Source organism: Mycolicibacterium duvalii, assembly GCF_010726645.1.
Classification (GTDB): Bacteria; Actinomycetota; Actinomycetes; order Mycobacteriales; family Mycobacteriaceae; genus Mycobacterium; species Mycobacterium duvalii.
This window is the reverse complement of sequence record NZ_AP022563.1, coordinates 1,249,404-1,271,207: the sequence shown is the minus strand read 5'-3', so window position 1 is coordinate 1,271,207 and position 21,804 is coordinate 1,249,404. Positions and strand designations below refer to the sequence as shown.

Annotated in this window: 26 protein-coding genes; 14 read left to right on the top strand and 12 right to left on the bottom strand. The window is 69.5% G+C overall.

The window, feature by feature from the left end; genetic code table 11:
• Positions 1-159: 159 nt before the first annotated feature.
• From G6N31_RS05870 to G6N31_RS05860, 3 genes are read left to right on the top strand one after another with little or no spacing between them, the layout of a single operon-like run.
• Positions 160-1,377, top strand: a complete 1,218-nt coding sequence (locus G6N31_RS05870; RefSeq protein WP_098002672.1) for an acyltransferase family protein — start codon at positions 160-162, stop codon at positions 1,375-1,377.
• A gap of 60 nt (positions 1,378-1,437) precedes the next feature.
• Positions 1,438-2,127, top strand: coding sequence for an Rv0518 family GDSL lipase (locus G6N31_RS05865; RefSeq protein WP_098002671.1), 690 nt, complete (start codon positions 1,438-1,440; stop codon positions 2,125-2,127).
• 29 nt (positions 2,128-2,156) lie between these two features.
• Entirely contained in the window at positions 2,157-2,447 is a 291-nt protein-coding gene (locus G6N31_RS05860) for a Dabb family protein (protein WP_098002670.1), read from the top strand.
• A gap of 4 nt (positions 2,448-2,451) precedes the next feature.
• Here the strand turns inward: G6N31_RS05860 and G6N31_RS05855 are convergent, their stop codons facing one another.
• Positions 2,452-3,195, bottom strand: coding sequence for a glutamine amidotransferase (locus tag G6N31_RS05855; protein WP_098002669.1), 744 nt, complete (start codon positions 3,193-3,195; stop codon positions 2,452-2,454).
• Between the two features lie 43 nt (positions 3,196-3,238).
• Here G6N31_RS05855 and G6N31_RS05850 point away from each other — a divergent pair, with 43 nt between their 5' ends.
• The gene (locus G6N31_RS05850; RefSeq protein ID WP_098002668.1) at positions 3,239-4,117 is read left to right on the top strand and encodes an O-succinylbenzoate-CoA synthase; all 879 of its coding nucleotides are present in this window, start codon (positions 3,239-3,241) and stop codon (positions 4,115-4,117) included.
• 8 nt (positions 4,118-4,125) lie between these two features.
• Here G6N31_RS05850 and aceA read toward each other — a convergent pair whose 3' ends face one another.
• Both aceA and tenA read right to left on the bottom strand, forming a co-directional pair.
• Positions 4,126-6,414: an isocitrate lyase ICL2 gene (aceA, locus tag G6N31_RS05845; RefSeq protein ID WP_098002667.1), complete on the bottom strand. Its 2,289-nt coding sequence runs from the start codon at positions 6,412-6,414 to the stop codon at positions 4,126-4,128.
• Between the two features lie 27 nt (positions 6,415-6,441).
• Complete coding sequence (gene tenA, locus G6N31_RS05840; protein WP_165776233.1) at positions 6,442-7,152, bottom strand: thiaminase II; 711 nt, start codon at positions 7,150-7,152, stop codon at positions 6,442-6,444.
• Positions 7,153-7,235: 83 nt separating this feature from the next.
• Here tenA and G6N31_RS05835 point away from each other — a divergent pair, with 83 nt between their 5' ends.
• The 4 genes from G6N31_RS05835 (at position 7,236) to G6N31_RS05820 (ending at position 11,143) form a co-directional block, all read left to right on the top strand.
• Entirely contained in the window at positions 7,236-7,946 is a 711-nt protein-coding gene (locus tag G6N31_RS05835) for a DUF899 domain-containing protein (protein WP_098002665.1), read from the top strand.
• A 53-nt stretch (positions 7,947-7,999) separates the two neighbouring features.
• Positions 8,000-8,497: a thiol peroxidase gene (gene tpx / locus G6N31_RS05830; protein WP_098002664.1), complete on the top strand. Its 498-nt coding sequence runs from the start codon at positions 8,000-8,002 to the stop codon at positions 8,495-8,497.
• A gap of 181 nt (positions 8,498-8,678) precedes the next feature.
• The gene (ripD, locus tag G6N31_RS05825; RefSeq protein ID WP_098002663.1) at positions 8,679-9,275 is read left to right on the top strand and encodes an NlpC/P60 family peptidoglycan-binding protein RipD; all 597 of its coding nucleotides are present in this window, start codon (positions 8,679-8,681) and stop codon (positions 9,273-9,275) included.
• A gap of 53 nt (positions 9,276-9,328) precedes the next feature.
• A complete protein-coding gene (locus G6N31_RS05820) occupies positions 9,329-11,143 on the top strand; it encodes a fatty acyl-AMP ligase (RefSeq protein ID WP_098002662.1) in 1,815 nt (604 codons plus the stop codon).
• On the opposite strand, the gene G6N31_RS05815 is transcribed toward G6N31_RS05820, so the two are convergent.
• Together G6N31_RS05815 and G6N31_RS05810 are read right to left on the bottom strand one after the other, a co-directional pair.
• The gene (locus tag G6N31_RS05815; RefSeq protein WP_234815234.1) at positions 11,115-11,792 is read right to left on the bottom strand and encodes a CPBP family intramembrane glutamic endopeptidase; all 678 of its coding nucleotides are present in this window, start codon (positions 11,790-11,792) and stop codon (positions 11,115-11,117) included. The two genes, G6N31_RS05820 and G6N31_RS05815, sit on opposite strands and share 29 nt — an antisense overlap.
• 4 nt (positions 11,793-11,796) lie before the next feature.
• The gene (locus G6N31_RS05810; protein ID WP_098002703.1) at positions 11,797-12,369 is read right to left on the bottom strand and encodes a YdcF family protein; all 573 of its coding nucleotides are present in this window, start codon (positions 12,367-12,369) and stop codon (positions 11,797-11,799) included.
• A 121-nt stretch (positions 12,370-12,490) separates the two neighbouring features.
• Here G6N31_RS05810 and G6N31_RS05805 point away from each other — a divergent pair, with 121 nt between their 5' ends.
• A complete protein-coding gene (locus G6N31_RS05805; RefSeq protein WP_098002702.1) occupies positions 12,491-13,039 on the top strand; it encodes a hypothetical protein in 549 nt (182 codons plus the stop codon).
• Positions 13,040-13,051: 12 nt separating this feature from the next.
• Here G6N31_RS05805 and G6N31_RS05800 read toward each other — a convergent pair whose 3' ends face one another.
• From G6N31_RS05800 to G6N31_RS05785, 4 genes are read right to left on the bottom strand one after another with little or no spacing between them, the layout of a single operon-like run.
• Complete coding sequence (locus G6N31_RS05800; RefSeq protein ID WP_098002660.1) at positions 13,052-13,804, bottom strand: alpha/beta hydrolase family protein; 753 nt, start codon at positions 13,802-13,804, stop codon at positions 13,052-13,054.
• An 18-nt stretch (positions 13,805-13,822) separates the two neighbouring features.
• Positions 13,823-15,358, bottom strand: a complete 1,536-nt coding sequence (locus tag G6N31_RS05795; protein ID WP_098002659.1) for a class I adenylate-forming enzyme family protein — start codon at positions 15,356-15,358, stop codon at positions 13,823-13,825.
• On the bottom strand, positions 15,340-15,924 hold the full coding sequence (locus G6N31_RS05790; RefSeq protein ID WP_098002658.1) for a class I SAM-dependent methyltransferase: 585 nt from the start codon (positions 15,922-15,924) through the stop codon (positions 15,340-15,342). The genes G6N31_RS05795 and G6N31_RS05790 overlap by 19 nt, the downstream gene beginning before the upstream one ends.
• A complete protein-coding gene (locus tag G6N31_RS05785) occupies positions 15,921-16,268 on the bottom strand; it encodes a DUF3253 domain-containing protein (protein WP_098002701.1) in 348 nt (115 codons plus the stop codon). The genes G6N31_RS05790 and G6N31_RS05785 overlap by 4 nt, the downstream gene beginning before the upstream one ends.
• Positions 16,269-16,421: 153 nt before the next feature.
• Between G6N31_RS05785 and G6N31_RS27320 the strand changes: the two genes are divergently transcribed.
• Positions 16,422-16,832: a hypothetical protein gene (locus G6N31_RS27320; RefSeq protein WP_234815233.1), complete on the top strand. Its 411-nt coding sequence runs from the start codon at positions 16,422-16,424 to the stop codon at positions 16,830-16,832.
• Positions 16,833-16,922: 90 nt separating this feature from the next.
• On the top strand, positions 16,923-17,207 hold the full coding sequence (locus G6N31_RS05775; RefSeq protein ID WP_098002657.1) for a hypothetical protein: 285 nt from the start codon (positions 16,923-16,925) through the stop codon (positions 17,205-17,207).
• Here the strand turns inward: G6N31_RS05775 and G6N31_RS05770 are convergent.
• Positions 17,204-18,160 carry an esterase family protein gene (locus tag G6N31_RS05770; protein WP_098002656.1) on the bottom strand — a complete coding sequence of 319 codons (957 nt, stop codon included), beginning with the start codon at positions 18,158-18,160 and terminating at the stop codon, positions 17,204-17,206. The genes G6N31_RS05775 and G6N31_RS05770 overlap by 4 nt on opposite strands.
• Before the next feature lie 141 nt (positions 18,161-18,301).
• On the opposite strand from G6N31_RS05770, the gene G6N31_RS05765 reads away from it, so the two are divergent.
• Genes G6N31_RS05765 through G6N31_RS05755 form a run of 3 tightly spaced genes read left to right on the top strand, consistent with a single transcriptional unit; the run spans position 18,302 to position 20,779 of the window.
• Positions 18,302-19,657 carry an NAD(P)/FAD-dependent oxidoreductase gene (locus G6N31_RS05765; protein ID WP_098002655.1) on the top strand — a complete coding sequence of 452 codons (1,356 nt, stop codon included), beginning with the start codon at positions 18,302-18,304 and terminating at the stop codon, positions 19,655-19,657.
• Positions 19,654-19,905, top strand: coding sequence for a hypothetical protein (locus G6N31_RS05760; RefSeq protein WP_098002654.1), 252 nt, complete (start codon positions 19,654-19,656; stop codon positions 19,903-19,905). Before G6N31_RS05765 ends, G6N31_RS05760 begins: the two co-directional genes overlap by 4 nt.
• Before the next feature lie 52 nt (positions 19,906-19,957).
• Positions 19,958-20,779 carry a thioesterase family protein gene (locus tag G6N31_RS05755; protein ID WP_098002653.1) on the top strand — a complete coding sequence of 274 codons (822 nt, stop codon included), beginning with the start codon at positions 19,958-19,960 and terminating at the stop codon, positions 20,777-20,779.
• Here the strand turns inward: G6N31_RS05755 and G6N31_RS05750 are convergent.
• Positions 20,768-21,136, bottom strand: coding sequence for an Hsp15 family ribosome-associated heat shock protein (locus tag G6N31_RS05750; protein WP_163722057.1), 369 nt, complete (start codon positions 21,134-21,136; stop codon positions 20,768-20,770). The genes G6N31_RS05755 and G6N31_RS05750 overlap by 12 nt on opposite strands.
• Complete coding sequence (locus tag G6N31_RS05745) at positions 21,136-21,714, bottom strand: TetR/AcrR family transcriptional regulator (RefSeq protein WP_098002651.1); 579 nt, start codon at positions 21,712-21,714, stop codon at positions 21,136-21,138. Before G6N31_RS05745 ends, G6N31_RS05750 begins: the two co-directional genes overlap by 1 nt.
• Positions 21,715-21,804: the final 90 nt, after the last annotated feature.

Genomic DNA, 21,804 nt, shown 5'->3' with positions numbered 1-21,804 from the left:
AGACAGCCCGCGCCGACGCGGCGTTGCGAACCCCGATCGGGGCGCGTTCCGCTGGTAACCTGCCAGCGGTCGCCGCTGTGAGATCGGGGGAGCGGCTCATCTCAAGTCCTCCCGTCTGCCGGCGTCCGGAATCACGATCCGACAATCCGATTCGACGAAATGAGTGGCGTGCGCAGCGGAGAGATCAAGGCCCTGTCCGGCCTGCGCATTCTCGCCGCGGTGTGGGTGGTGCTGTTCCACTTCCGGCCGCTGCTGACCCAGGCCGCCCCGGACTTCAGCAGTGCCCTGGCACCGGTGCTCGATGCCGGAGCGCAAGGGGTCGACCTGTTCTTCATTCTCAGCGGGTTTGTGCTGACCTGGAACTATCTCGACCGGATGGGCCAGTCGTGGTCCACCCGAGCCACGTTGCGGTTCCTGTGGCTGCGGCTCGCGCGCGTGTGGCCGGTGTACCTGGTGACGATGCACCTGGCCGCGGCGTGGATCATCTTCACCCTCTATGTCGGGCATGTCCCCGCCGAGCCCGAGGTCGTCGAGTCGCTCAACGCCACCAGTTGGTGGCGTCAGGTTCTCCTCGTCCAATTGTGGTTCGAGCCGTACTTCGACGGTTCGAGCTGGGACGGTCCCGCATGGTCGATCAGCGCCGAATGGCTGGCCTACCTGCTGTTCGGCGGGTTGATCCTGGTGGTGTTCCGCATCGCGGTGGTGACCCGGGCGCGCGGACTGATGTGGCTGGCCGTCGCGGCGTCGCTGCCCCCGATCCTGCTGTTGTTGGCCAGTGGGGTGTTCTACACCCCGTGGAGCTGGCTGCCGCGCATCGTGATGCAGTTCCTCGCCGGTGCGCTGGCCTGCGCCGCGGTGCGCAAACTCCAGCTCTCCGACCGATCTCGGCAGGCCGCCGGGGTGGTCTCGCTCGCGATCGGGGTGACGATCATCGGCGGCCTGTACCTGCTCGATGCGCATCCGCCGGGCGGCATCTATGACGCCGGCGGCCTGGTCGACGTGTTATTCGTACCGTTCGTGATCGCGGTGGCCATCGGCGCCGGGACCCTGCCGACCGTGCTGTCGCTGCGGCCGGTGGTCTATCTGGGGCACATCTCGTTCAGCCTGTACATGCTGCACGAAATCGTGCACACGGCCTGGAACTGGGCGGTGCAGCAGTTCGACATCACGTTGACGCCCAGCTGGTCGGCGAAGCTCGTGGTGCTGGGCCTGATCGTGCTGTCCGGCCTGGGCGCCGCCTGGCTGTATCACTTCGTCGAGGAGCCCGCCCGACGGTGGATGCGACGCATGGTCGAGCCGCGGGGCCACGACCGGCCGCGCCCGCAGACCGCCGATCCGGTGCACGGCCGGCTGCAGTCGGTGGCGCGCGCCGGGTAACGAATCGGCGCTGCGGCGCGTCGCCCCGGTTGGAGCGCCTCCCGAAACTACGCTGGTCCAGTGAGTCGGCTGTTCACCTGTCTGTTGGCTGTCGTCTTATTGTTCGGCAGCACGTATGCGCAGTACCCCCACGTGCAACGGCCCGAGGTGCGGCACCTGAACTTCGTCGCCAACCGGGTGACGGTGATCGGGGATTCGTACACCACCGGAAGCGACCAGGGCGGCAACGGGCCGCAGGCGTGGGCGCCGCAGGTGTGGCGGCACCTGTCCGAGCGTGGTATCGCCGTCACGCCGACGGTGGCAGCCGAAGGCGGCGCCGGTTACTGCACCCGCGGCAATCGGGGCAGCGTGTTCGAGGATCTGACCGTGCGCGCGGTCAAACCCGGTGACGCGCTGGTCGTGTTCTACGGGTCCCGCAACGACATGCCGGTCGACCCGACCCGGCTGTCGATCGCGATGTACGGCACGCTGCAGCTGGCCCGCCAGATCGCCCGATCGGCCAAGCTCCTGGTGATCGGGCCGCCATGGCCGACGGCCAGCCCGCCGCCGGAGATCCTGCGCATCCGCGACGTGCTCGGCTATCAGGCCGAACTGGCCGGCGCAACGTTCGTCGACCCGATCGCCGCGCGGTGGTTCGCCGGCCGGCCCGAACTGATCGGTAAGGACGGGGTGCATCCCACCGATGCCGGGCACGCCTACATGGCCGACAGGATCGCCCCGCTGATCTCCTCGCAACTCAACCCGTACTGACACCAGCGTCGCTGTTACGGTGGCACCCGATGATCCGCCATGTGGTACTGGCCAAGCTGAAGCCCGGGTACGACGCCGCCGAGCTGAGCAGCATCCAGCGCGAACTCCATGAGCTGAACTGCCCGGGCACCGTGCGCATGACCGCGGGCGTCGATGCCGGATTGCGGGACGGCAACTGCGATTTCGTCATCGTCGCTGACTTCACCGATGCCGACGCCTTCCACGGCTACGACCGGGACGAGGCCCACAACCGGGTGCGCGCACGGCTGGTGCAGATGGCCGACCAGGTCTCGCGGGCGCAGTTCGAAATCGAGGGTTGATCTGCTACACCTGCCGGGAGTAGCGCTGCGCGAAGCGCCGCAGGATCGTCATCGGCGCGGTGACCGTGCGCTGCCGGGCTGTCTGCTTGAGCGCCTCGGCAGTCTCGGGCGGGAAGTACCCGTGGTTCTTGTAGACCTCGATGCGGGTGCACAGGCCGTCGAGGTCGAGCTCGGGATGGAACTGCGTCGCATACACGTTGGCGCCCACCCGGAACGCCTGGACCGGGCAGGCAGGAGAGCTGGCCAGGTGCGCCACCCCGGCGGGCAGTGTCGTCGCGGCCTCCTTGTGTCCGCCGTAGGCGTCGAAGACGTCCGGAAGGTCGGCGAACAACGGGTCACGGCGGCCCTGCTCGGTGACCGCCACGGTGACCGGCCCGACGGGTTCCGTGTACACACGGTCGATGACCGCGCCCACCGCCAGCCCGACGGTGCCGATGCCGTAGCAGCAGCCCAGGAACGGGAAGTCGTTCTCGATCACCGTCTCGAGCAGGGCAGCGAGTTCGGTCTCCACCCGCCGCTGCGTGGGTGACTTGGTGATCTCGTCGTCGCTGACGTTGTACGGCCCGCCGCCGAGGATGATGCCCGACCAGTCCCGCAGGTCCACCGCCCCCAACGGACGTTCCGTCAGCTTGATCCGGTGCAGCTGGTGGCCGGCCAGGCCGGCGAAGCGGCGCACCGCCCGGAATTCGTCGTCCGCAGCCTCGTCCTCATCGCGGATCGACAGCAGCAGAAACGGCGCATCGACCACGCCGTTAGGTTAGCCGCGGCGGCGCGGGATACGTTGTCGGTCAGTGAGAACGCTGATCGACTTCCGTGCCGCCCGGGTCTTTGCCGTACCCACCTCCGACGGGCTCCGTGTCGGAGCCCTCGTGGAGGGACCGCAGGGCTGGGGTGAGTTCAGCCCGCCGCCCGACGCGGACGACGCGCTCGCTGCACGCTGGCTGACTGCGGCGATGGAGCCGAGCACCGTGGGCTGGCCCGATGCCGTCCGCGGCCAGGTACCGGTCGCCGCCGCGCGGATCGCCGTCTCGCCATCGTCGTCCGGCACGGACATCGAGCACGTCCAGGCGGTCGCCGACCGTCTGACCAACGGCGAGGTTCTGCGCTGCGTCGTGCCCGTCGACGATGTCGAAGCCGCCGTCCGGGTCATTCGCGATCTGAGCCGGATGGCCCCCGCCGTGGACATCGTCGAACTATCGTGTGATTCAGCGGATTCCGCCGAGGCGGTGCGGTCCCGGGTCGACATGCCGGTCGCCGTCGACAGCGAGGTGCTCGCCCGCGCCGCGCGCCCCGCGCAGGCCGCCGATGCGGTAATCCTGAGCAGCGGTCCGCTCGGCGGGGTGCGCCGCGCGCTGCGGCGAGCCGAATTGACCGGGCTGCCGGCGCTGGTCAACCTGGTAGCGCTGACCAGTATCGGGGTCGCGGGCGACGTGGCGCTGGCCGCCTCGGTCCCGGATCTGCGCTACCCGTGCGGGCCGGTGCCGTCGTGGCTGGCCGAGGTGGACCTCGTCAGCGCCCCACGGTCGCTATCCGGCGCCGGCGCATTCCTGCCGGCCGCGCCGACGCCGGCCTCACCCGACGCCGCGCGGCTGGCCCGGTGTGAGGTCACCGATCCGGCCACCCTCGAGCGGTGGCGGGCGTTGTTGCAGCGCGCCGGCGAGGCGCGCTGACCACCCGCTCAGTCCTGCTTGCTGATCAGCCGCCCCAGGGCCTCCCGGTCGGGCGCGAGCAGTTCGTCGATGCGCGGCTGGTTCACGTCGCCGACGATGATCTCGCCGACCTCCTGGTACACGTCGCTGAAGATGCCGTGCGCCTTCATCTTCTCGGTCTGATAGATGTTGTCCTCGGTCGGCGTCACGTAGTACACGATCACGGCCTTGAACCGGTGGATCAGCCACAGGTGGATCAGATCCATCAGGCGCTTCTGGCGCAGGTGTTCGGCGAAGGTGTTCTGGTCGCGAACCGTCAGGATGCTGCGGCCGTGCCGGTCCTTGATCGGATCGACGACGACGTTGGCCAGGGGTTCCTCGCCGTCGCCCAGAATCTGCAGGTCCAGGACGTCCGAACCCGCCCGCCGCGGACGCAACTGGACGTGCAGCTTCTCGGAGATCTCATAATGCTTGGCCCACATCGCCAGCCACTCTTCGAGCAGCTTCTTGGGCACCTCAGTCTGCACCAGGTGCTGGTGCTGGGTCGAGCCTTTGCCCATCGCCTTCGTGGTGGCCGTGCGGCCCGACGATGCGGCCAGCGCGGCGTCGCTGCGCGGACCTCCGACGAGGGTTTGCGGTGTGCGGTACGGAGATTCGACCAGGCGCATCTTGCGTTGCAGCCGCGCCAGCGCCAGCATGCCCTCCTGGCGCAATGAGGTCGCGAACTCCTCGGAGGCCACACCGTCGACCTGATGACCGCCGTAGGTGATGAAGTTGAAGACGAACCCCATCTTGCCGAGTTCCTCGGGAAAGGCCCGCATCTCCTCGTCGGTCATACCGGTGGTGTCCCAGTTGAACGACGGCGAGAGGTTGTAGGCCAGCATCTTGTCCGGGTACACGGCGTGCACGGCCTCGGCGAACTGTCGGGCGTCGGCCAGATCGGCGGTCTTGGTCTCCATCCACAGGATGTCGGCGAACGGGGCGGCGGCCAGGGACTTGGCGATCGCGTACGGGATGCCGCCGCGCACCTGGTAGTAGCCCTCGGGCGTCTTGGCCCGCTCACAGTCCCAGGCGACGTCGACGCCGAGTTCCTTGGCCTTTTCGCGCGCCGTGTACAGCGGTGCGCGCTCGGCGAACGTGCGCCACTCGGCCACGCTCATCGACGACGGTTCACCTTCCCGCTCACGGAACTCCAGCAGTTCGGCGACCGCACCGCCGTAGGTGTCCAGGCCGGCGTCGGACTCCCACACGCCGACGAACTCGGACTCGACCTTGTCGTAGGCGTCGTCCACGGATGCCACCGCGCCGTCTTTCCAGGACTGCGCTGCCTCGTCGATGACGGCCAGCAGACCCTGGCGCTCCAGCCAGGCCTCGGCGGCGGTGTACTCGCCGTCGGGCAGCGCGTAGAGCAGATGACCGTTGATCTCGCGAACACCCTGGTCGTAGAAACGGCGCATCATCGCCAGGAAGCACGACTTGTAGGGCGGGATCTTCAGATTGGTCGCGCCCAGCAGAAACGGTTGGTCCCGCTCGTCGCCGCGGCTGTCGATCAGGTTGGCCGCTTCGGCGTCGGTGCGCGCGACGATGATGCCGGGTACGCGCATCACGTCGAGCTGGAACCGGGCGGTGTTCAGACGCTTGATCTGCTCGTCGGACGGGACCAGCACCTTGCCGCCCTGATGACCGCACTTCTTGGTGCCGGGCCGCTGGTCCTCGATGTGGTAGCCGGGCACACCGGCTTCCACGAAACGCCGAATCAGGTTGCGCACGTGCGGATCACCGCCGTGGCCGGTGTCCGCGTCGGCGATGATGAAGGGCCGGTAGTCGTAGGCCGGGGTCGCGGCGCGCTGTTCCGGGGCCATCTGCATGCGCAGATAGTTCTGGTTGCGGTCGGCGGTCAGCAGCGCACGCACCAGGCCCGCGGCCTCTTCGGGCACCTGACTGAGTGGGTAGCTCGCCAGGTCCGGACCCGGGTCCTCGGTGGTGGACCCCTTCGCGGAGGTGGCCCAGCCGCCCAGGTAGATGCCCTCGATGCCCATGCGTTTCATCACCACCGCCTGGCCGGGGGAGTACGGCCCGAAGGTGGTGATGGATTTCTTCTGCTCGAAAAGCCTGCGCAGATGCGGGTAGAACTCGGTGGCGGCTTCGCGCGCCACCGCATAGTCGACAGGAATGGTGCCGCGCTGTTCGGCGACCTGACGGGCGGTGTAGAGCCGGATGATCCCCTCGAAGCGCGGGCTGTCGAGGTAGCGCTGCGTCTCGGCGACGTCGCGCTCGAACGACGATTCGGACTGGAGGTCAGCTTCGGTGATGGCCATGCTTCACCCTACGGCGCAAAGCCTGGTTCAGACCGGCCATTTCTCCTGACGATGACCCGCATCGAAGAACATCCACTCATATCGCGAGGTCGTCACGAAGTGCGCCCGCGCGGCGGCTTCGTCGGCGGGCGAGAGCGAGGGTCCGATCCGGTCGGTCAGGTCCAGCACCTCGGCGACGGTCGCGGCGAACTCGTCACCGCCGTAGCTGTCGATCCAGCGCTGGTAGCGCGGATCGGTGGAGCCGTGCAGCGCCAATTCCGCACCCACCTCGGCGTAGATCCAATAACAGGGCAGCACCGTGGCCAGGCCGTCGACGAAGCTGCCGTCATAGGTGGTGGCCAGCAGATAGCTGTTGTACGCCTGGGTGGTCGGACCGACCGGAATCGCGTCGACCGCTTCGGTCGACAACCCGAGCGCGGGCAGCAGTTCGCCGTGCAACTCGAGTTCGACGTCGAAGACCTCGGCGCAGTGCCGGGCGAACATCGCGCTGTCGGCCATCGTCGGGGCCTTGGCCGCGACGATCGCCAGCGCGCGGGCGTAGGCCCGCAGATAGTGCACGTCCTGGGCGACGTAGTACGCGAATGCGTCCGAGGCCAGACTGCCGTCGGTCAGACCGGTGACGAACGGATGCGACACGATCGCGTCGAAGATCGGGGCGATTGCCGTCCACAGCTGCGTCGACCACGAGCCGGGTCGGGCGGATCCGATGCGGGGCGCTGCGTCCCGGGGCGATGACATGACCGCCATCCTGCCAAGCGATGAGAATCCGGTGCAGGCTCGGTCAGTATCAGCGGAGACGACCATCGAGCGAAAGAACCGAGATGACCCAACCGAGGACGACCGAACCGACCGCCCTGCCGCCCGTGGTCGATGCCGCGACGTGGCGCACCGCACTGGCTGACCTGCGCGCGCGGGAGAAGGCCGCCACCCGGGAGCTCGATGCGATCGCTGCGCAGCGGCGCCGACTGCCCATGGTGGAGATGCCCGACTACACGTTGATCGGTGCGGACGGACCCGTCTGGCTGGCCGATGTGTTCGCCGGCCGCAGGCAGTTGATCGTCTACAACCACATGTGGAGCGACGGCGCCGAATGGCAGTGCGGTGGATGCACCGGGTTCACCTCCCAGTTCACCCGGCTGGAGTTCCTGGCCAACTACGACGCGCGGTTCGTCATCGTCACCTCCGGACCGATCGAGGAGGCGCTGGCCTACCGCGAGAAGGTCGGCAACGCCATGGACTGGTACTCGTCGTCGGGGAGCAACTTCGCCGCCGATGTCGACGCCGCCCCCAACACAGGGTTCGCGGTCAACGTCTTCCTGCGCGACGGCGACACCGTCTATCGCACGTGGCACACCAACGGGCGCGGCACAGAACAGCTCAGCCACACTTTCGCGCTGATCGACATCCTGCCGTGGGGCCGGCAGGAGGAGTGGCAGGACTCACCGGAGGGTTGGCCCCAGCGCGCCACGTACTCGGGATGGCTGGATTCGCCCGACATCGCGCGGCACTACGGCCGCAACGGTCACGCCTGAGCGCGCACCGACCCCGGCGCGCTCGCACGGGCCGCTCTTGGCAGACTGTGCGCATGGCACAGATAACGTTGCGTGGAAACCCGATCAACACCGTCGGCGAACTGCCCGCCGTCGGATCACCGGCACCCGGCTTCACCCTGGTCGGCACCGACCTCGGCACGGTCAGCGCCGACCAGTTCCGCGACAAGCCTGTCCTGCTGAACATCTTCCCGTCGGTGGACACCCCCGTCTGCGCCGCCAGTGTGCGGACCTTCAACGAGCGCGCCGCGGCCACCGGGGTGCCGGTGCTGTGCGTGTCCAAGGACCTGCCGTTTGCGCTGAAGCGGTTCTGCGGCGCGGAGAACATCGAGAACGTGACGACCGCGTCGGCCTTCCGCGACAGCTTCGGCGAGGACTACGGGATCACGATCGGCGACGGCCCGATGGCCGGGTTGCTGGCGCGCGCGGTGGTCCTTGTGGGCGCCGACGGCACCGTGCGCTACACCGAACTGGTGCCCGAGATCGGGCAGGAGCCCGACTACGACGCGGCGCTGGAGGCGCTGAAGTCCTGACCGGCGGTGTGCTCGGCGCCCGCACCCTAGAGCGCCGGCGCCCGGCATAGGTCACCGTTACGTTCCGGTTGCGCATCTGTCCGGACCGGGCCCTGCAACGACGTCAATACCTGTCTGCACCGTGGTGTAGAAGTGATCATAGTGACTGTTGTTGTTTGACTCGGAAAGTGATGGAAGTGCGATGCGACGCGTCCTTGTCCTGGTGATCGGTCTTGCGCTCCTGGTGGCGACGCCGGGCCTGGCTGCCGCCGAGCGTTCGGCGGCCAACCAGAAGGCCGTCGACCTCGTCATCTCCCGGGCGCTCTCGCAGCGCGGCGTCCCGTTCGCCTACGGCGGCGGCGGCGCGTCCGGGCCCAGCAAGGGCACCGTGGCCGCGCCCGCCCCGGAAGAGCCGCAGCTCGACGCGGCACCTGCTGGTGTGATCCCCGGCCTGAACCTGCCGCCGGCATCGCCGGCAGCACCGGTCGCGGCGCCCGCTGCACCGGCACCGCGGATCGAGGTGGTCGGTTTCGACGCGTCGGGCCTGATGGTGTACGCCTACGCCGGTGCGGGGGTGAAGCTTCCACGATCGTCGGGTGAGCAGTACAAGGTCGGGCAGAAGGTGGCGCCGGCGGCGGCGCTGCCCGGTGATCTGATGTTCTACGGCCCCGAGGGCACCCAGAGCGTGGCGCTGTTCATCGGCAACGGACAGATGGTGGAAACCACCGACAAGGGCGTGGCCGTGTCGCCGGTTCGTACCGAGAACATGACGCCGTACCTGGTCCGCATCATCGCCTGATCGCCGGAAAGCGTTGCGGGTCCGGCAGTTATCTCGCACCGTAGACTGCCGCCATGGGGTTGCTGCAGATCGAGGATTGCCTGGCGCCCGACGGCAGCATCAGGCTGCCGCCCGGCGTCACGCTGATCTCGCTGATCGAGCGCAACATCGCCAGCGTCGGCGACGCCGTGGCCTACCGGTATCTCGATTTCGCCTCCGGCACCCGCGTCAGCGAGGTGACGTGGAACCAGCTCGGCGTCCGGATGCTGGCCATCGGAGCGCGCGTGCAGCAGGTGGCCGGACGCGGTGACCGGGTCGCGATCCTGGCGTCTCAGGGCCTGGACTACGTGGCGGCGTTCTTCGCAGCGATCCGGGCCGGCAGCATCGCGGTTCCGCTCTTCGCGCCCGAGTTGCCCGGGCACGCCGAGCGACTCGACGTCGCGCTGCGCAACGCCCGGCCGCACGCAGTGCTGACCACCGCGTCTGCCCGGACCGCGGTGGAGGGTTTCCTGGGCGCGATGACGGGGTTCGACGCACCGCCGGTGCTGACGGTCGACGAAATCCCCGATTCGGCGGCGACCGCCTTCACCCCGACCGCGATCGACGTCGACGACGTGTCGCACCTGCAGTACACCGGCGGCGCGACCCGGGCGCCCGTCGGAGTCGAGATCACCCACCGGAACGTGGGCACCAACCTGCTGCAGATGATCCTGTCGATCGATCTGCTCGACCGAAACACCCACGGGGTCAGCTGGTTACCGCTCTACCACGACATGGGTCTGTCGATGATCGGGTTCCCGACCGTCTACGGCGGGCACACGACCTTGATGTCGCCGACGGCGTTCATCCGCCGGCCGCTGCGGTGGATCGAAGCACTGTCGGCGGGCTGCCGCGCCGGACGGGTGGTCACCGCGGCGCCGAACTTCGCCTATGAATGGGCCGCGGCGCGCGGAGTCCCCGCCGCCGGTGCCGACGTCGATCTGGCCAATGTGTCGCTGATCATCGGTTCCGAGCCGGTCAGCTTTTCCGCGATCACCGCGTTCGACACGGCGTTCGCGCCGTTCGGCTTGCCGCCCACAGCCTTCAAGCCGTCCTACGGGCTCGCCGAAGCCACGCTGTTCGTGTCGACGATCCGCCCGTCGGAGCGGGCCCGGATGCTGTACACGGACCGGCGCGAGTTCGGCCGCGGCAGGGTGGTGCCGGTGCGCGCCGACGACCCCCACGCGTTCGGCCACGTGTCGTGCGGTCACATCGCCCGCAACCTGTGGTGTGTCGTCGTCGATCCGGGTACCGGGGCCGAACAACCCGACGGCACCGTCGGCGAGATCTGGTTGCAGGGCGACAACATCGGCCGCGGCTACTGGGACCGGCCCGAGGAGACCCGACGCGCGTTTCACGGCCAGCTGCTCCCGCTGCGGGAGCACAGCCACAGCGACGGTGCCCCGTCCGACGAAAACTGGTTCCGCACCGGTGATCTCGGGTTCTACGTCGAAGGCGAGCTGTTCGTCGCGGGACGTCTCGCCGACGTGGTGCACCTCGACGGCCGATGGCACTACCCGCACGACCTCGAGACCACGGTCGCCGATGCGACGCCCGTCGTCCGGCGGGGCTACGTCGCCGCTTTCACCGTCGACGGCGACCGGTTGGTGGTGGTCGCCGAGCGGGCGACGGGCACGGGTCGGGCCGACCCGGCATCGGCCATCGAGCACATCCGGACCGCGGTGCAGCAGCGGCACGGACTGCATGTCGACGACGTGCGGCTGGTGCCCGCCGGGGCCATTCCGCGCACCACCAGCGGCAAGCTGGTCCGTCATGCCTGCCGCGACGACTACCTGCACGGGGTGTTCGACGGCGCAGCGGTCACGCCGGCACCGCCCCGGCCACGGTGAACATCAGCACCAGCCCGGGAAGCAGGTTGGTCACCTGGTGGGCCGCGATGCTCGCGACGAGGTTGTCGGTGTAGAGCCGCGCCAGCGCGATCGGTATCGCGACCACGACCAGCAACGGTGCGCGCGTCCACTCGAGATGCGCCAGCGCGAAGACCACGGTGGTGATCACCAACGCCGCCCAGCGACCCCACCGCCGGTCGACCGCACCCCACAGCAGGCCGCGGTACATGATCTCCTCGCACACCGGCGCCACCACCACGATCACGACGAACACCAGCACCGCCGAGGGCCAGCCGCCGCGCAGCCCGCCGAACACCTCCCCGGCCGCGGAGTTGGCGTCCTGTCCGACGATCTGCACCCAGAGCATCGCCGCCGGAATCGTGACGACCAGCCCGCCGGCACCGAACAGTAGGCCGACAGCCATCGCCGGTCGCGACCACACCAGCTTGAGGTCCGTCCGCGGCCCGTTGCCCCGCAGCCGGGTGATCGCGACGGCGAGCACTGCCGCCAGCAGTGCCGGGCCGGCGACCACCAGCGCGATCGCCGCCACCGGCGGATCCTCGCCGACGAGCAGAGCGAGGGCCAACGACGCCACCAGGTAGACGACCTCGACGACGACGAAGGCCCCCAGGCCCCACCGGTGCGGCATCGCGTCAGGTGATGGTGATGAAGGGACTGATGGCATCCCGCACGAATTGGGTGATGTTGATGGTCGGGTTGCTGTCCGGGAAGCTGACGGTGGCCAGCACATTGGCGCCGGCGTCGGCGAAGTTACCGTCGGCTCGGCCCTGGTGCGACGACGAGGTGACCAGGATGATTCCGGTCGTGCCCGCTTCCTCGGCCAGCGGCACCGAGAACCGGGCGTTCTGCACGGTGCTGTTGGCCCTGTCCTCGACGATGATCCGGTGCTCGGGCATACCGAGCAGGCGCAGCATCTTGCGCATCTGACCGGCTTCGGTGTTGCCGTTGCGCGGGTTGCCGCCGGTCACGATCACGGGCGCCTCCGGGAAGATCTGCGCGATTGCCAGACCCGTCAGCACTCGGGTGTGCAGGATCGTCCGCATCGTGCCGTTCGGCTTGAGGCCGTACCCGAGGATGACGATCGCCGGCTTCGAGAAGTCCTTGGCCACAATCGGCGACGCGTTCACGGTGCCCGTCGGGGCGACCAGCATGGCGCACGCCAGCACCGCGGCCAGCACAGCCAGAACCCGCGCTCGTAGAGTCATCAGTTCTTTGATCGCCACGACCGGTCGACTTATTACGGAGAGGTCTCACTCGGCCAACGATGCGTGATCATCGGCGGTCCGCATTGGCCAGTTCGCTCCGGTCGTGGTCTGGTGGATGGTGATGTCTGCGTACTCGATCACCCGTCCCGCGCTCCGGCGTCTGGCCGTCGCGGCCGCGGCCGCCGCCTGCGCCGGGCTGCTGACCGCCCCGACGGCGGGCAGTGCCCCCGCTTCGGACAGCCGCGGCTACATCGACTCGACCGCCCGGTGCGCAGCCCCCAGCACCGCCGTCGTGTTCGGGTACACCGAGAGTTCGCGGGTCGCGATCTGTGCGTCGCCCGACGGCGACCTCACCTACCGCGGCGTGCGGGTGCGCGACGGCGCCCGCCTCATCACCGATGCGTCCCGGACCGACGACGGCGCGTACGTCGCCGAACGCGACGGCATCGAGTATCTGGTCTCGTCGAAGTCGCTGGTGGTCAGCGCCGGACAGACGGTGATTCGCGACGAGCCGATGCTCGACTTCCACCGCGCCGGGACAGGAACCGCCACGACTCCCGAGCCGACAGGTGAGTCGACGTCGAAGCCGACCGCGACACCGACGTCCACGACGCCCCTGCCCCCACCGCTGCCCGCCGAGGTCGGAGGCCAGGGCGACGGCGAGGGCTGACCGGGGGCTCCGTCACAGATAGGGGTCGGCCCACGCGCTGATGATCCGTGCCGCGCGCGCTGCCTGGTTCTTCTCGGTGAGGAGATGGTCGGCGCCCTCGAGTGAGACGAAGCTGCGGGGATGGCGCGCCGCCTGGAAGATCTCGCTGGCGTTGTCGATGCCGACGGTGTTGTCGGTCGGTGAGTGCATCACCAGCAGCGCCCGGCGCAGCGTGGCGATGAGATCCTGCAGATCGACGGCGCGAACGTCTTCGATGAAGTGACGCTTGAGCGTCAGCGCCTTGCCACCGATGAAAAACGGGGCTTCCCCTTCCTTTTCGATCCGCTCGACCAACGCGTCATAGGAGTGCTCCACGTGTGCGGGCTGGCTCGGCGCGCCGATGCTGACCACTGCGGTCACCGACGGGCATTCGTGCGCGGCGGCGATCGCCGCGGAGCCGCCGAAGGAGTGACCGACCAGCAGCCGGACCTCGCGGCCGGATTCGTTCATGTACTGCACAGCGCGCACGGTGTCGGCGACCTTGTGGGAGAACGAGCCGTCGCCCCAGTCACCCTCGGAGTCACCGAGGCCCAGATTGTCGAAGCGCAACATGCCGATGCCTTCGGCGGCCAGCTGCTTGCAGATCCGACTGGCGGCGGGGGAGTCCTTGCTGAGGGTGAATCCGTGGGCGAACACACCCCATCCGCGCACCGCACCGTCCGGGACGTCGACGGTGCCGGCCAGCATCGGACCCGAACTGCTCGGGAAGGTCACACTCTCAGACACGCAATCCTCCTGTCGTCGTCACCGCAGCGCCCCGTCGGCCACCAAGGCGCGCAGAGCTTTCCGGTCGAGCTTGCCACTGGCCAGGGTGGGCAGCCGGTCGCTGGTCGCGGTGACCCAGCGGGTCGGCACCTTGTAGGACGACAGCAGCGCCGCGGTGCGCTGCGCCACCGAATCGGTGTCGAGGTCCGCACCGGCCGGCACCAGCACCGCGCACACCTCCTCACCGCGCGCGGGGTGATCGATCCCGACCACCACACACTGGGCCACGTCGTCGAAACCCTCGATCACGGCCTCGACCTCCAGCGGTGAGACGTTCGCCCCGGAAGTCTTGATCAGGTCGGTGCTGCGTCCGACGTAGAACAACCGCGGATCACCGGCCTTGCGGTACACCCGGTCACCGGTGTGGTACCAGCCGTCGGCGTCGAACGTGTCGCAGCGTTCGCGTTTGTTGTAGCCGGCCATCACCCCGATCCCGCGGACCCAGAGTTCGCCGACGGTGTCGTCGCCGACCGCGGCACCGGCCTCGTCGACGATCGCGATCTCGGTGTAACCGAACCCGCCCGCGGTCTCCGACATCGTCCGGTGCACCGGAAAGCCGTCGGGCACATCGGTCATCGCGATGTCGAGCGGCCCGTCCCGCAGCATCGGCGCCGACGACAGATCCCGGTCGGCGAAGTCGGGGTGTTCGCGCAGCCGTTGGGTGAATGCCGGCCACCCCACCACGCCGGTGGCCCGCTCGGTCTCGATGAGCTCCAGTGCGACACCGGGATCCAGTCGCGGCAGCACCACCAGGGTGACCTGCTCGTGCAGGGCGCCGGTGACCGCGAGCACGCCGCCGATCCAGAAGAACGGCATCGCGCACAGGATGATCGGCGCAGCGTCGGATCCGGTGACCGCGCGGACCGCGGCCGGCCAGGTCGACGTCTGCCGAACCAGGGTGCCGTGGGTGTGCAGCACGCCCTTGGGGTCCGCGGTCGAACCCGAGGTGTGCACCATGAGGGCCAGATCGGCTGCGGTCACCTCGGTTTCGGCTCGCGCGAGCAGGGCCTCGCCGACGAACTCGTCACCCGGCGTGTCGGCCCAGGAAGGGCGGGCGGACCCGGTGATCGCAATCCGGCGCAGGAACGGAGCGTCCGTGAGCATCACCTGCGGGTCGCGCTGATCCGTCAGGTCAGGCCAGGCCTGCTCGAACAGCGCCGCGACATCGATGGTCAGCACGCGCCCCGGTGCGACGAGCAGTGCGACGTCGGCGAGCCGGACCACCTTGGCGAGCTCGGCCGCGCGGTAGTGGGTGCTCAACGGGACGGCGATGGCGCCGATCCGCGAGACCGCCAGCCACCAGCTGACCCACTCCGGGCCGTTGGGGAAGAACAGGCCCACGCGGGTGCCCTTGCCGACTCCGCGCGCCAGCAGCCAGCGCGCATGTTCGGCCGACCGGCTCCCGGCCTCGGCGTAGGTCAGGCGGTCGGCCGGGCTGACGACGTAGGTGTGGTCAGGTCGGGTGGCGACGGCGCGGGTCAGCAGCGCGCCGACGGTCAGCGGGATGTCTTGCACCGGTCGATCTTCGCAAGGGCCGGTTTCCGGGCGATCAGCCAGGCCACGCCGCTGGATTCGCCGCAACCCAGGAGGTCCAGCGCCGCGAACGCCCGAGTGAGCTCGCCGGGCGCGGCACGGAAGCGACCCGGCGCGGCCCCGACCTCACTGAGCGCGCTGACTGCGAGCAGTCCGGCGGGCGCCACCCGGGAGATCATCTCGGCGTCGAGGCGGGCGTCGCGGAACAGGCCGGCGACGAGGACGTCGACGCACGGCCCCGGGGGGAAACCGGCGTCCAGATCTGCGACGTCGAAGCGGCAGCGTTCGGCGCACCCGGCCAGTCCCGCCAGGTTCCGCGCCTGCCCGACGGCCACCGCGGACACGTCGTAACCCTGCACCATCATCCCGCGCCTGGCCAGCCACACCGCCGCGCCGCCCCGCCCGCACGCCAGGTCCAACGCCAGACCGGTGGACGGGAACGCGTCGGCGAACTCCGCGAACGGGGCCGGCAGGGCGGCCTCGCTGAGCTGGACCGGCCCCCGGTCGGCGTAGCGCCGGTTCCAGCGGTGCGCGTCGATGTCGCTCACCGGTCCGACCGCGTCGTCCTGATCCGGACGGGGCCTCGCCAGGCGCCGTGCGGATCGAGCACCACGCCCCGCTGGGTGATCTGCACTTCACCGCGCTGGGCCAGTCTGCGGGCGATGTCGCGGGCGCAGTCCAGCAGGTCACGCCAGCGCTCTCCGCCCACCGCGCGGGCGGCGTCGGACGGACAGGTGCTGCTGCCGGGGCCGCGCCGCTCCGCCAGCGCGCGGATCCCGGCCTCCAGCCGTTGGGGGAGCGGTCCGTCGCCCAGCGCGACGCGCGCAGCGGCGGCGCCGGCGCCGCCGTCGTCCAATGCGCGTCGCAACTCGGCGCGCAGTCGATCGCTCACGGGCACCAGTCAACGCCATCGCCCTGTTGTGGTCTGCGCCACATCCCGCCGATCGCTCTGGGCTGGGCGTTTACCTGTCCGTCGAGAGGGATATCAGACCCCCGTACTCACTGAACACGGGCTCCGACGAGCCCGGGATAGGAGTTATGACCGATGAAGTTCGCCAAGATCCTCGCCAGCGCCGCGGTCACCGGCGGTCTGGCCGCCGGCGCCGTCGGCGTCGCCGCCACCGCCGGAGCGCAGCCCGAGCCCTGGCCGCCGATGCCCGGCCAGCCGTCGACCGCCGACCAGCAGCCCATGCACGGTCAGCCCGCGCCCGCACAGCCGGCCGGCTGGCAGCCGGCGCAGGAGCCGATGCAGTGGCAGCCGGCGCAGCCCGCCAACTGGGCCCCGCCGCCTCCGCCTCCGGCCCCGCCGGCCGGCCCGAACACCGGTACGCCGCCGGCCTGGGCCCCGCCGAAGCCGGTTGACCCGGTCTGGGCTGCGGGCAATCCGCAGGTCTGGGACGAGGGCTGGAACCATTGGGGTGTCTGGCTCAACGGTGTGTTCGTCCCGACGTTCTGATCCCCGAGTCGCAGGGCCACCGCAGGCGATGAGCCTGCGGTGGCCTTTCTCGCTCCCGGGTCACCTTCGGGGTCGCAGGGTGGGGGCGTGATGGTCGACACGACACCCGACGGCCGTCACGTCGTGATCAACGGCCGACGCTGGCGTGCCACCGACCCCGCCATCCCCGAACAGCGTCGCGACGAGTTGACCCGTGCGCTGATGGCCTGGCGCCGGGAAGTGCGCCGCACCCGGGGTACGGCCGCGGAGAAGCGAGCGCGCGCCGGTGTCCACGCCGCCAAAGTGGCTCTGGGTGAGCGCGGCGACCCGCCATGGTGGGAACAGAGCGACGCTGCGCGTCGCGCCCGCTGGCAGGCCGCCGTGCCCTTGCCCTAAACGCCCAGGGTGCGCTGGATGTCGCCCTTCATCGCGTTGAGCTGCGACGCCCAATACCCCCACCCGTGCGTGCCGTTGGTCGGGAAGTTGAACACCCCGTTGCTGCCGCCGGCCGCCTGATACTGCTGCTGGAATTCCTTGTTGCTGTTCAGCGTGATGGCCTCCAGCAGCTGACCGGGGATGTCGCCTCCGCCGCCGAGCTCACCGGGCCGTCCGGTGCCGCAGTACACCCAGATCCGGGTGCCGTTGGCGACGAGCTTGCCCGCGTTGACCGTCGGATCGTTGCGCTTCCACGCCGGACCGCCGCCGGGCCCCCACATGGCGGTGGCGCTGAAGCCGCCGGCGTCGCGCATCGCGAATCCGACGAGCGTGGGCCAGATGCCCTCCGAGAGGTTCAGATACCCGGACAGCGACCCGGCATAGCGGAACTGGCCAGGATGGTAGGCGGCCAGGATCAGCGCCGAGCTGCCCGACATCGACAATCCGACCACCGCGTTGCCGGTGGGCGAGACACCCTTGTTGGCTGCCAGGTAGGCCGGCAGCTCAGAGGTCAGGAACGTCTCCCACTGATAGTTGTAGGTCTGCCCGTTGCCGACGGCCGGGCCCTGCCAGTTGGTGTAGAAGCTCGACATGCCGCCGACCGGCATGACCACCGACAGACCGGATTCGAAGTAGTTCTCGAAGGCCGCGGTCTCGATGTCCCACCCGCTGTTGTCGTCGCGGGCCCGCAACCCGTCGAGCAGGTACACGGCCTTGGGGCCGCCGCCCTGGAACTTCACCGGGATGTCGCGTCCCATCGCAGCGGACGGCACCATCAGCGTCTCGACCGGAAGTCCCGGCCGCGAGTACGCGCTTGCGGTGGCCGTCCCGCCCGCGACCGCGACGAGGCCGGGTAGCAGCAGCGCTGCGGCCAGCCCGGCCCACAGCCGCCGTAATCCATGCATTCGTTTCATCGTGTGTCCTCTTCCGGCACGGCTGGGCAGCCGCGCCCTGTCGGGGATTGGTGACGCCGATCGCGTCGAGCTGGTTCGTTCGCACCCTTTAGTTCGTCATGTGACGATTCGGCGTTACCCCGCCCGGCTAACCTCCCCGGTATGGAGCGGACTCGCGTGCTGATCATCGGCGGGGGCTTCGGCGGCTTGTTCTGCGCCCGCCGCCTCGACCACCCCGCCGTGGACGTGACCCTGCTCGACCGGGCTGCGGGGCACCTGTTCCAGCCGTTGCTCTACCAGTGCGCGACCGGCACGCTGAGCATCGGCCACATCAGCCGACCGCTGCGTGAGCAGTTCGCCCGCCAGGCCAACGTGCGGACGCTGCTCGGTGAGGCCGTCCACCTCGACCCGGTCGAGCGCCGCGTGACCGCGCTGCGACCCGACGAGACCTCGTTCACGGTCGACTACGACGTGCTGGTGATCGCGGCGGGTATGCAGCAGTCCTACATGGGCAACGAGCAGTTCGCCCGGTGGGCGCCCGGGATGAAGACACTCGACGATGCCATGAACATCCGGCAACGCCTGTTCACCGCGTTCGAGATCGCCGAGACGCTGCCGCCCGGGCCCGAGCGGGACAGCTGGCTGACCTTCGCCGTCGCCGGCGGGGGTCCGACCGGCGTCGAGGTGGCAGGTCAGATCAGGGAGATGGCGACGCGGACCCTGGCCAACGAGTTCCACAGCATCGAACCCGAAGAGGCCCGCGTGCTGCTCTTCGACGGAGGAACGCGGGTGCTCAAGACGTTCGCCCCGGACCTGTCGGACAAAGCCGCTGCCGCGCTGACCGAGCTCGGCGTCGAGCTGCACCTCGGCGTCCACGTCACCGACGTGCGACAGGACGGCCTCACCGTCACCCCGAAGTCGGGCGCCCCGAGCCAGGACTACGCCACCCGGACCGTGTTGTGGACCGCGGGCGTGGAAGCCGTGCCATTCGCCCGGCACGTCGCCGAGGCACTCGACGCGAAGTCGGACAAGGCCGGGCGGATCACGGTGGAACCGGATCTGTCGGTACCCGGTCATCCGGAGATCTTCGTCATCGGCGACCTGGCCGGCCGCGACAAATTGCCCGGTGTCGCCGAGAACGCGATGCAGGGCGGAATGCACGCCGCGGCCTGTATCCGCCGCGACGTGACGGGGCGCCGCCGCAAGCCGTACCGCTACCGGGACCTCGGTTCGGCGGCCTACATCAGCCGCCGCAGGGCGTTGCTGCAGGTGGGGCCGATCAAAGTGGCCGGCGTCCTGGGCTGGCTGGCCTGGGGGTTCATCCACATCGCGTTCCTGACCGGGTTGAGCAACCGGGTCAGCACCGTGGCGACGTGGTTGGCCACCATCGCCCGCCCGACGCGCTACCACCGCGCGTTCATGCTCGGCAGTGCCGACGAGCATGAGGCCCGCTACACCTGGTCGAGTTGGGATCAGGACGGTGTGAGACCGCCGAGACCGGGCATAACCAAGGCATGACGATTTCGATTCAGGACTTGCGCCGCCTGCTCGACGCCGGCCCCGACGCGACGCTCGTGCTCGTCGAGGGCCGCACGAAGATCATCACCGCCGGCGGCGCGGACACCGACGCCAACCGCGGGGCGCTGGAGATCATCTCCCGCGCGGCGCTGCTCGATCAGATGAGCGGCGCGACAGCACCGAGTGACGCGGAACTGAGCGCCCAGGCGAACGCACTCGAAACCGCGGTGACCGAGCTCGGCGGATAGCCCGTCCCCGCGGCGAAACAGTTACCGTAAGCACTTCAGTAAGCTGTCGCGCATGACTGCTCGCCGCCTGACTCCCTTCGTCGTGCCGCAGGGCGACGGCCTGATGCCCAACACGGTCGCTCACGGTGGCTGGGGGCCCACGCTGGGCGGTCAGGTCGTCGGTGGACTGCTCGCCCGCGCAGTGGAGCGCCAGATCGACGACCGCGAGTTGCATCCGGCCCGGTTCACCGTCGAGATTCTGCGGCGGGTCGCCACCGAGCCGCTGCAGGTGAGCGCGACCGTGACCCGGTCGGGCCGGCGGATGCGCTCGATCGACGCGGCGATGACCCAGGACGGCGAGCTCGTCGCGCGCGCCACGGCGCTGTGCCTGCGCCGCAGCCCGCAGCCCGACGGCCAGTTCTGGAGCACCCCGATCGACATGCCGCCGATGCCCGACGAGCCGGCGGAGTTCGACGACTCCGCACCGATGTTCATCTCCGCCCTGGGCGCGGATTCCCTTGCCGACGGGGCTATTCCGTGGCAGTACGACGGTCCCCGCTACGCCTGGCTGCGCGAGGTCCGCGATCTGGTCGACGGCGAGGAGCTGACCCCGTTCATCCGGGCGGCGATGGCGGTGGATGTGACGAGCTCGCTGACCAATTTCGGCACGACGGGGCTGGCGTTCATCAACGCCGACTACACCCTGGCGCTGAGCCGGCTGCCGCGCGGACCGTACATCGGTCTCGCGGCGCTGACACATTACAGCGCCGACGGCGTGGCCACTGGCAGCGCGACGCTGTGCGACGCCCACGGTCCGATCGGAACGGGGTTGTCCGTCGCGATCGCCAACTACAGCTTCAATCCGAACGGAAAGAAGGCCGCGTCACCGGCCTGACGCGAGCCACTTCTCGAGTGCGCGCCGGTCCCGCTTCGTCGGCCTGCCGGCGCCGCGGTCGCGGACCGCCACCGGCACTGCGGCGGTCCGCGGGACCGCAGGGGTGCGGTCGCGGTAACAGCTCACCGCGACCGACGCCCCGACGCGTTTGGGGATCGGGCTCAGCACCTCGACGATGCGGGTGTGATCACCCAGCCGCGCCCGCACCTCGTCACCGGTCACCACGGGCGTCGACGGCTTGGCGACGCCGCCGTTGACCCGCACGTGTCCGCCGCGGCACGCCGCGGCCGCGTCGGGCCGCGTCTTGGTCAGCCGCACGGCCCACAGCCATCGGTCCACTCGCGTCGACTCCGCCATCAGGACAACCGGGACTCCAAGATGGCCAGCGCCCGGTCCAGCGACTGGTCCGGCAGCGGGTTCCCATGCGCGGCGGCGATCAGCACGCCGGTGATCGCGCCAGCGACGACCCGCCGCTCGAAGTCGTCGCCGAACTTCTCTCCGCGGCGCTGCAGCGCGTCGGCGATCTGGTCGATGAGCTGCACGTAATCGGTATAGAGCAGGCCGCGGGCCTCGGGAATGCTGTACATCAACTGCTCACCGGACAGGACGTCCTCCCGCTCCTCCTCAGACAACCCGCCGTAGACCTGCGCCACGGCGTACCGATAGGCGGCGACAAACGGCAGATCGGGCGGCGCCTCGGCGAACGCGGTGATGATCGGTTCGACCTTGTCGTCGGTGATCAGCACGGCTTCTTTGACACCGAAATAGCGGTAGAAGGTGCGCGGGGACACCTCGGCGGCCTCGGCGATCTGCTCGACGGTGGTGTTCGCGTAGCCCTGCTCGGCGAACAGGGCGAACGCGGCACGACGGATCGCCAGACGAGTCTGGATCTTCTTCCGCTCGCGCAACCCCGGCGGCACGTCGCTGTCCGGCACCCCTCCAGTGTCCCTCACACGCCCGCGGGGTCGATGATGCCGGCACCAAGCCGCGCCCCGGTTACGGCAGCGGCCGGGCACCACGCAGTA

Coding starts and splice junctions, on each gene's coding strand:
- G6N31_RS05870 (WP_098002672.1), top strand. CDS start 160: ATGAGTGGCGTGCGCAGCGGAGAGATCAAGGCCCTGTCCGGCCTGCGC.
- G6N31_RS05860 (WP_098002670.1), top strand. CDS start 2,157: ATGATCCGCCATGTGGTACTGGCCAAGCTGAAGCCCGGGTACGACGCC.
- aceA (WP_098002667.1), bottom strand. CDS start 6,414: ATGGCCATCACCGAAGCTGACCTCCAGTCCGAATCGTCGTTCGAGCGC.
- tenA (WP_165776233.1), bottom strand. CDS start 7,152: ATGTCATCGCCCCGGGACGCAGCGCCCCGCATCGGATCCGCCCGACCC.
- G6N31_RS05835 (WP_098002665.1), top strand. CDS start 7,236: ATGACCCAACCGAGGACGACCGAACCGACCGCCCTGCCGCCCGTGGTC.
- tpx (WP_098002664.1), top strand. CDS start 8,000: ATGGCACAGATAACGTTGCGTGGAAACCCGATCAACACCGTCGGCGAA.
- ripD (WP_098002663.1), top strand. CDS start 8,679: ATGCGACGCGTCCTTGTCCTGGTGATCGGTCTTGCGCTCCTGGTGGCG.
- G6N31_RS05820 (WP_098002662.1), top strand. CDS start 9,329: ATGGGGTTGCTGCAGATCGAGGATTGCCTGGCGCCCGACGGCAGCATC.
- G6N31_RS05815 (WP_234815234.1), bottom strand. CDS start 11,792: ATGCCGCACCGGTGGGGCCTGGGGGCCTTCGTCGTCGTCGAGGTCGTC.
- G6N31_RS05810 (WP_098002703.1), bottom strand. CDS start 12,369: ATGACTCTACGAGCGCGGGTTCTGGCTGTGCTGGCCGCGGTGCTGGCG.
- G6N31_RS05805 (WP_098002702.1), top strand. CDS start 12,491: ATGTCTGCGTACTCGATCACCCGTCCCGCGCTCCGGCGTCTGGCCGTC.
- G6N31_RS27320 (WP_234815233.1), top strand. CDS start 16,422: ATGAAGTTCGCCAAGATCCTCGCCAGCGCCGCGGTCACCGGCGGTCTG.
- G6N31_RS05775 (WP_098002657.1), top strand. CDS start 16,923: ATGGTCGACACGACACCCGACGGCCGTCACGTCGTGATCAACGGCCGA.
- G6N31_RS05770 (WP_098002656.1), bottom strand. CDS start 18,160: ATGAAACGAATGCATGGATTACGGCGGCTGTGGGCCGGGCTGGCCGCA.
- G6N31_RS05765 (WP_098002655.1), top strand. CDS start 18,302: ATGGAGCGGACTCGCGTGCTGATCATCGGCGGGGGCTTCGGCGGCTTG.
- G6N31_RS05760 (WP_098002654.1), top strand. CDS start 19,654: ATGACGATTTCGATTCAGGACTTGCGCCGCCTGCTCGACGCCGGCCCC.
- G6N31_RS05755 (WP_098002653.1), top strand. CDS start 19,958: ATGACTGCTCGCCGCCTGACTCCCTTCGTCGTGCCGCAGGGCGACGGC.
- G6N31_RS05750 (WP_163722057.1), bottom strand. CDS start 21,136: ATGGCGGAGTCGACGCGAGTGGACCGATGGCTGTGGGCCGTGCGGCTG.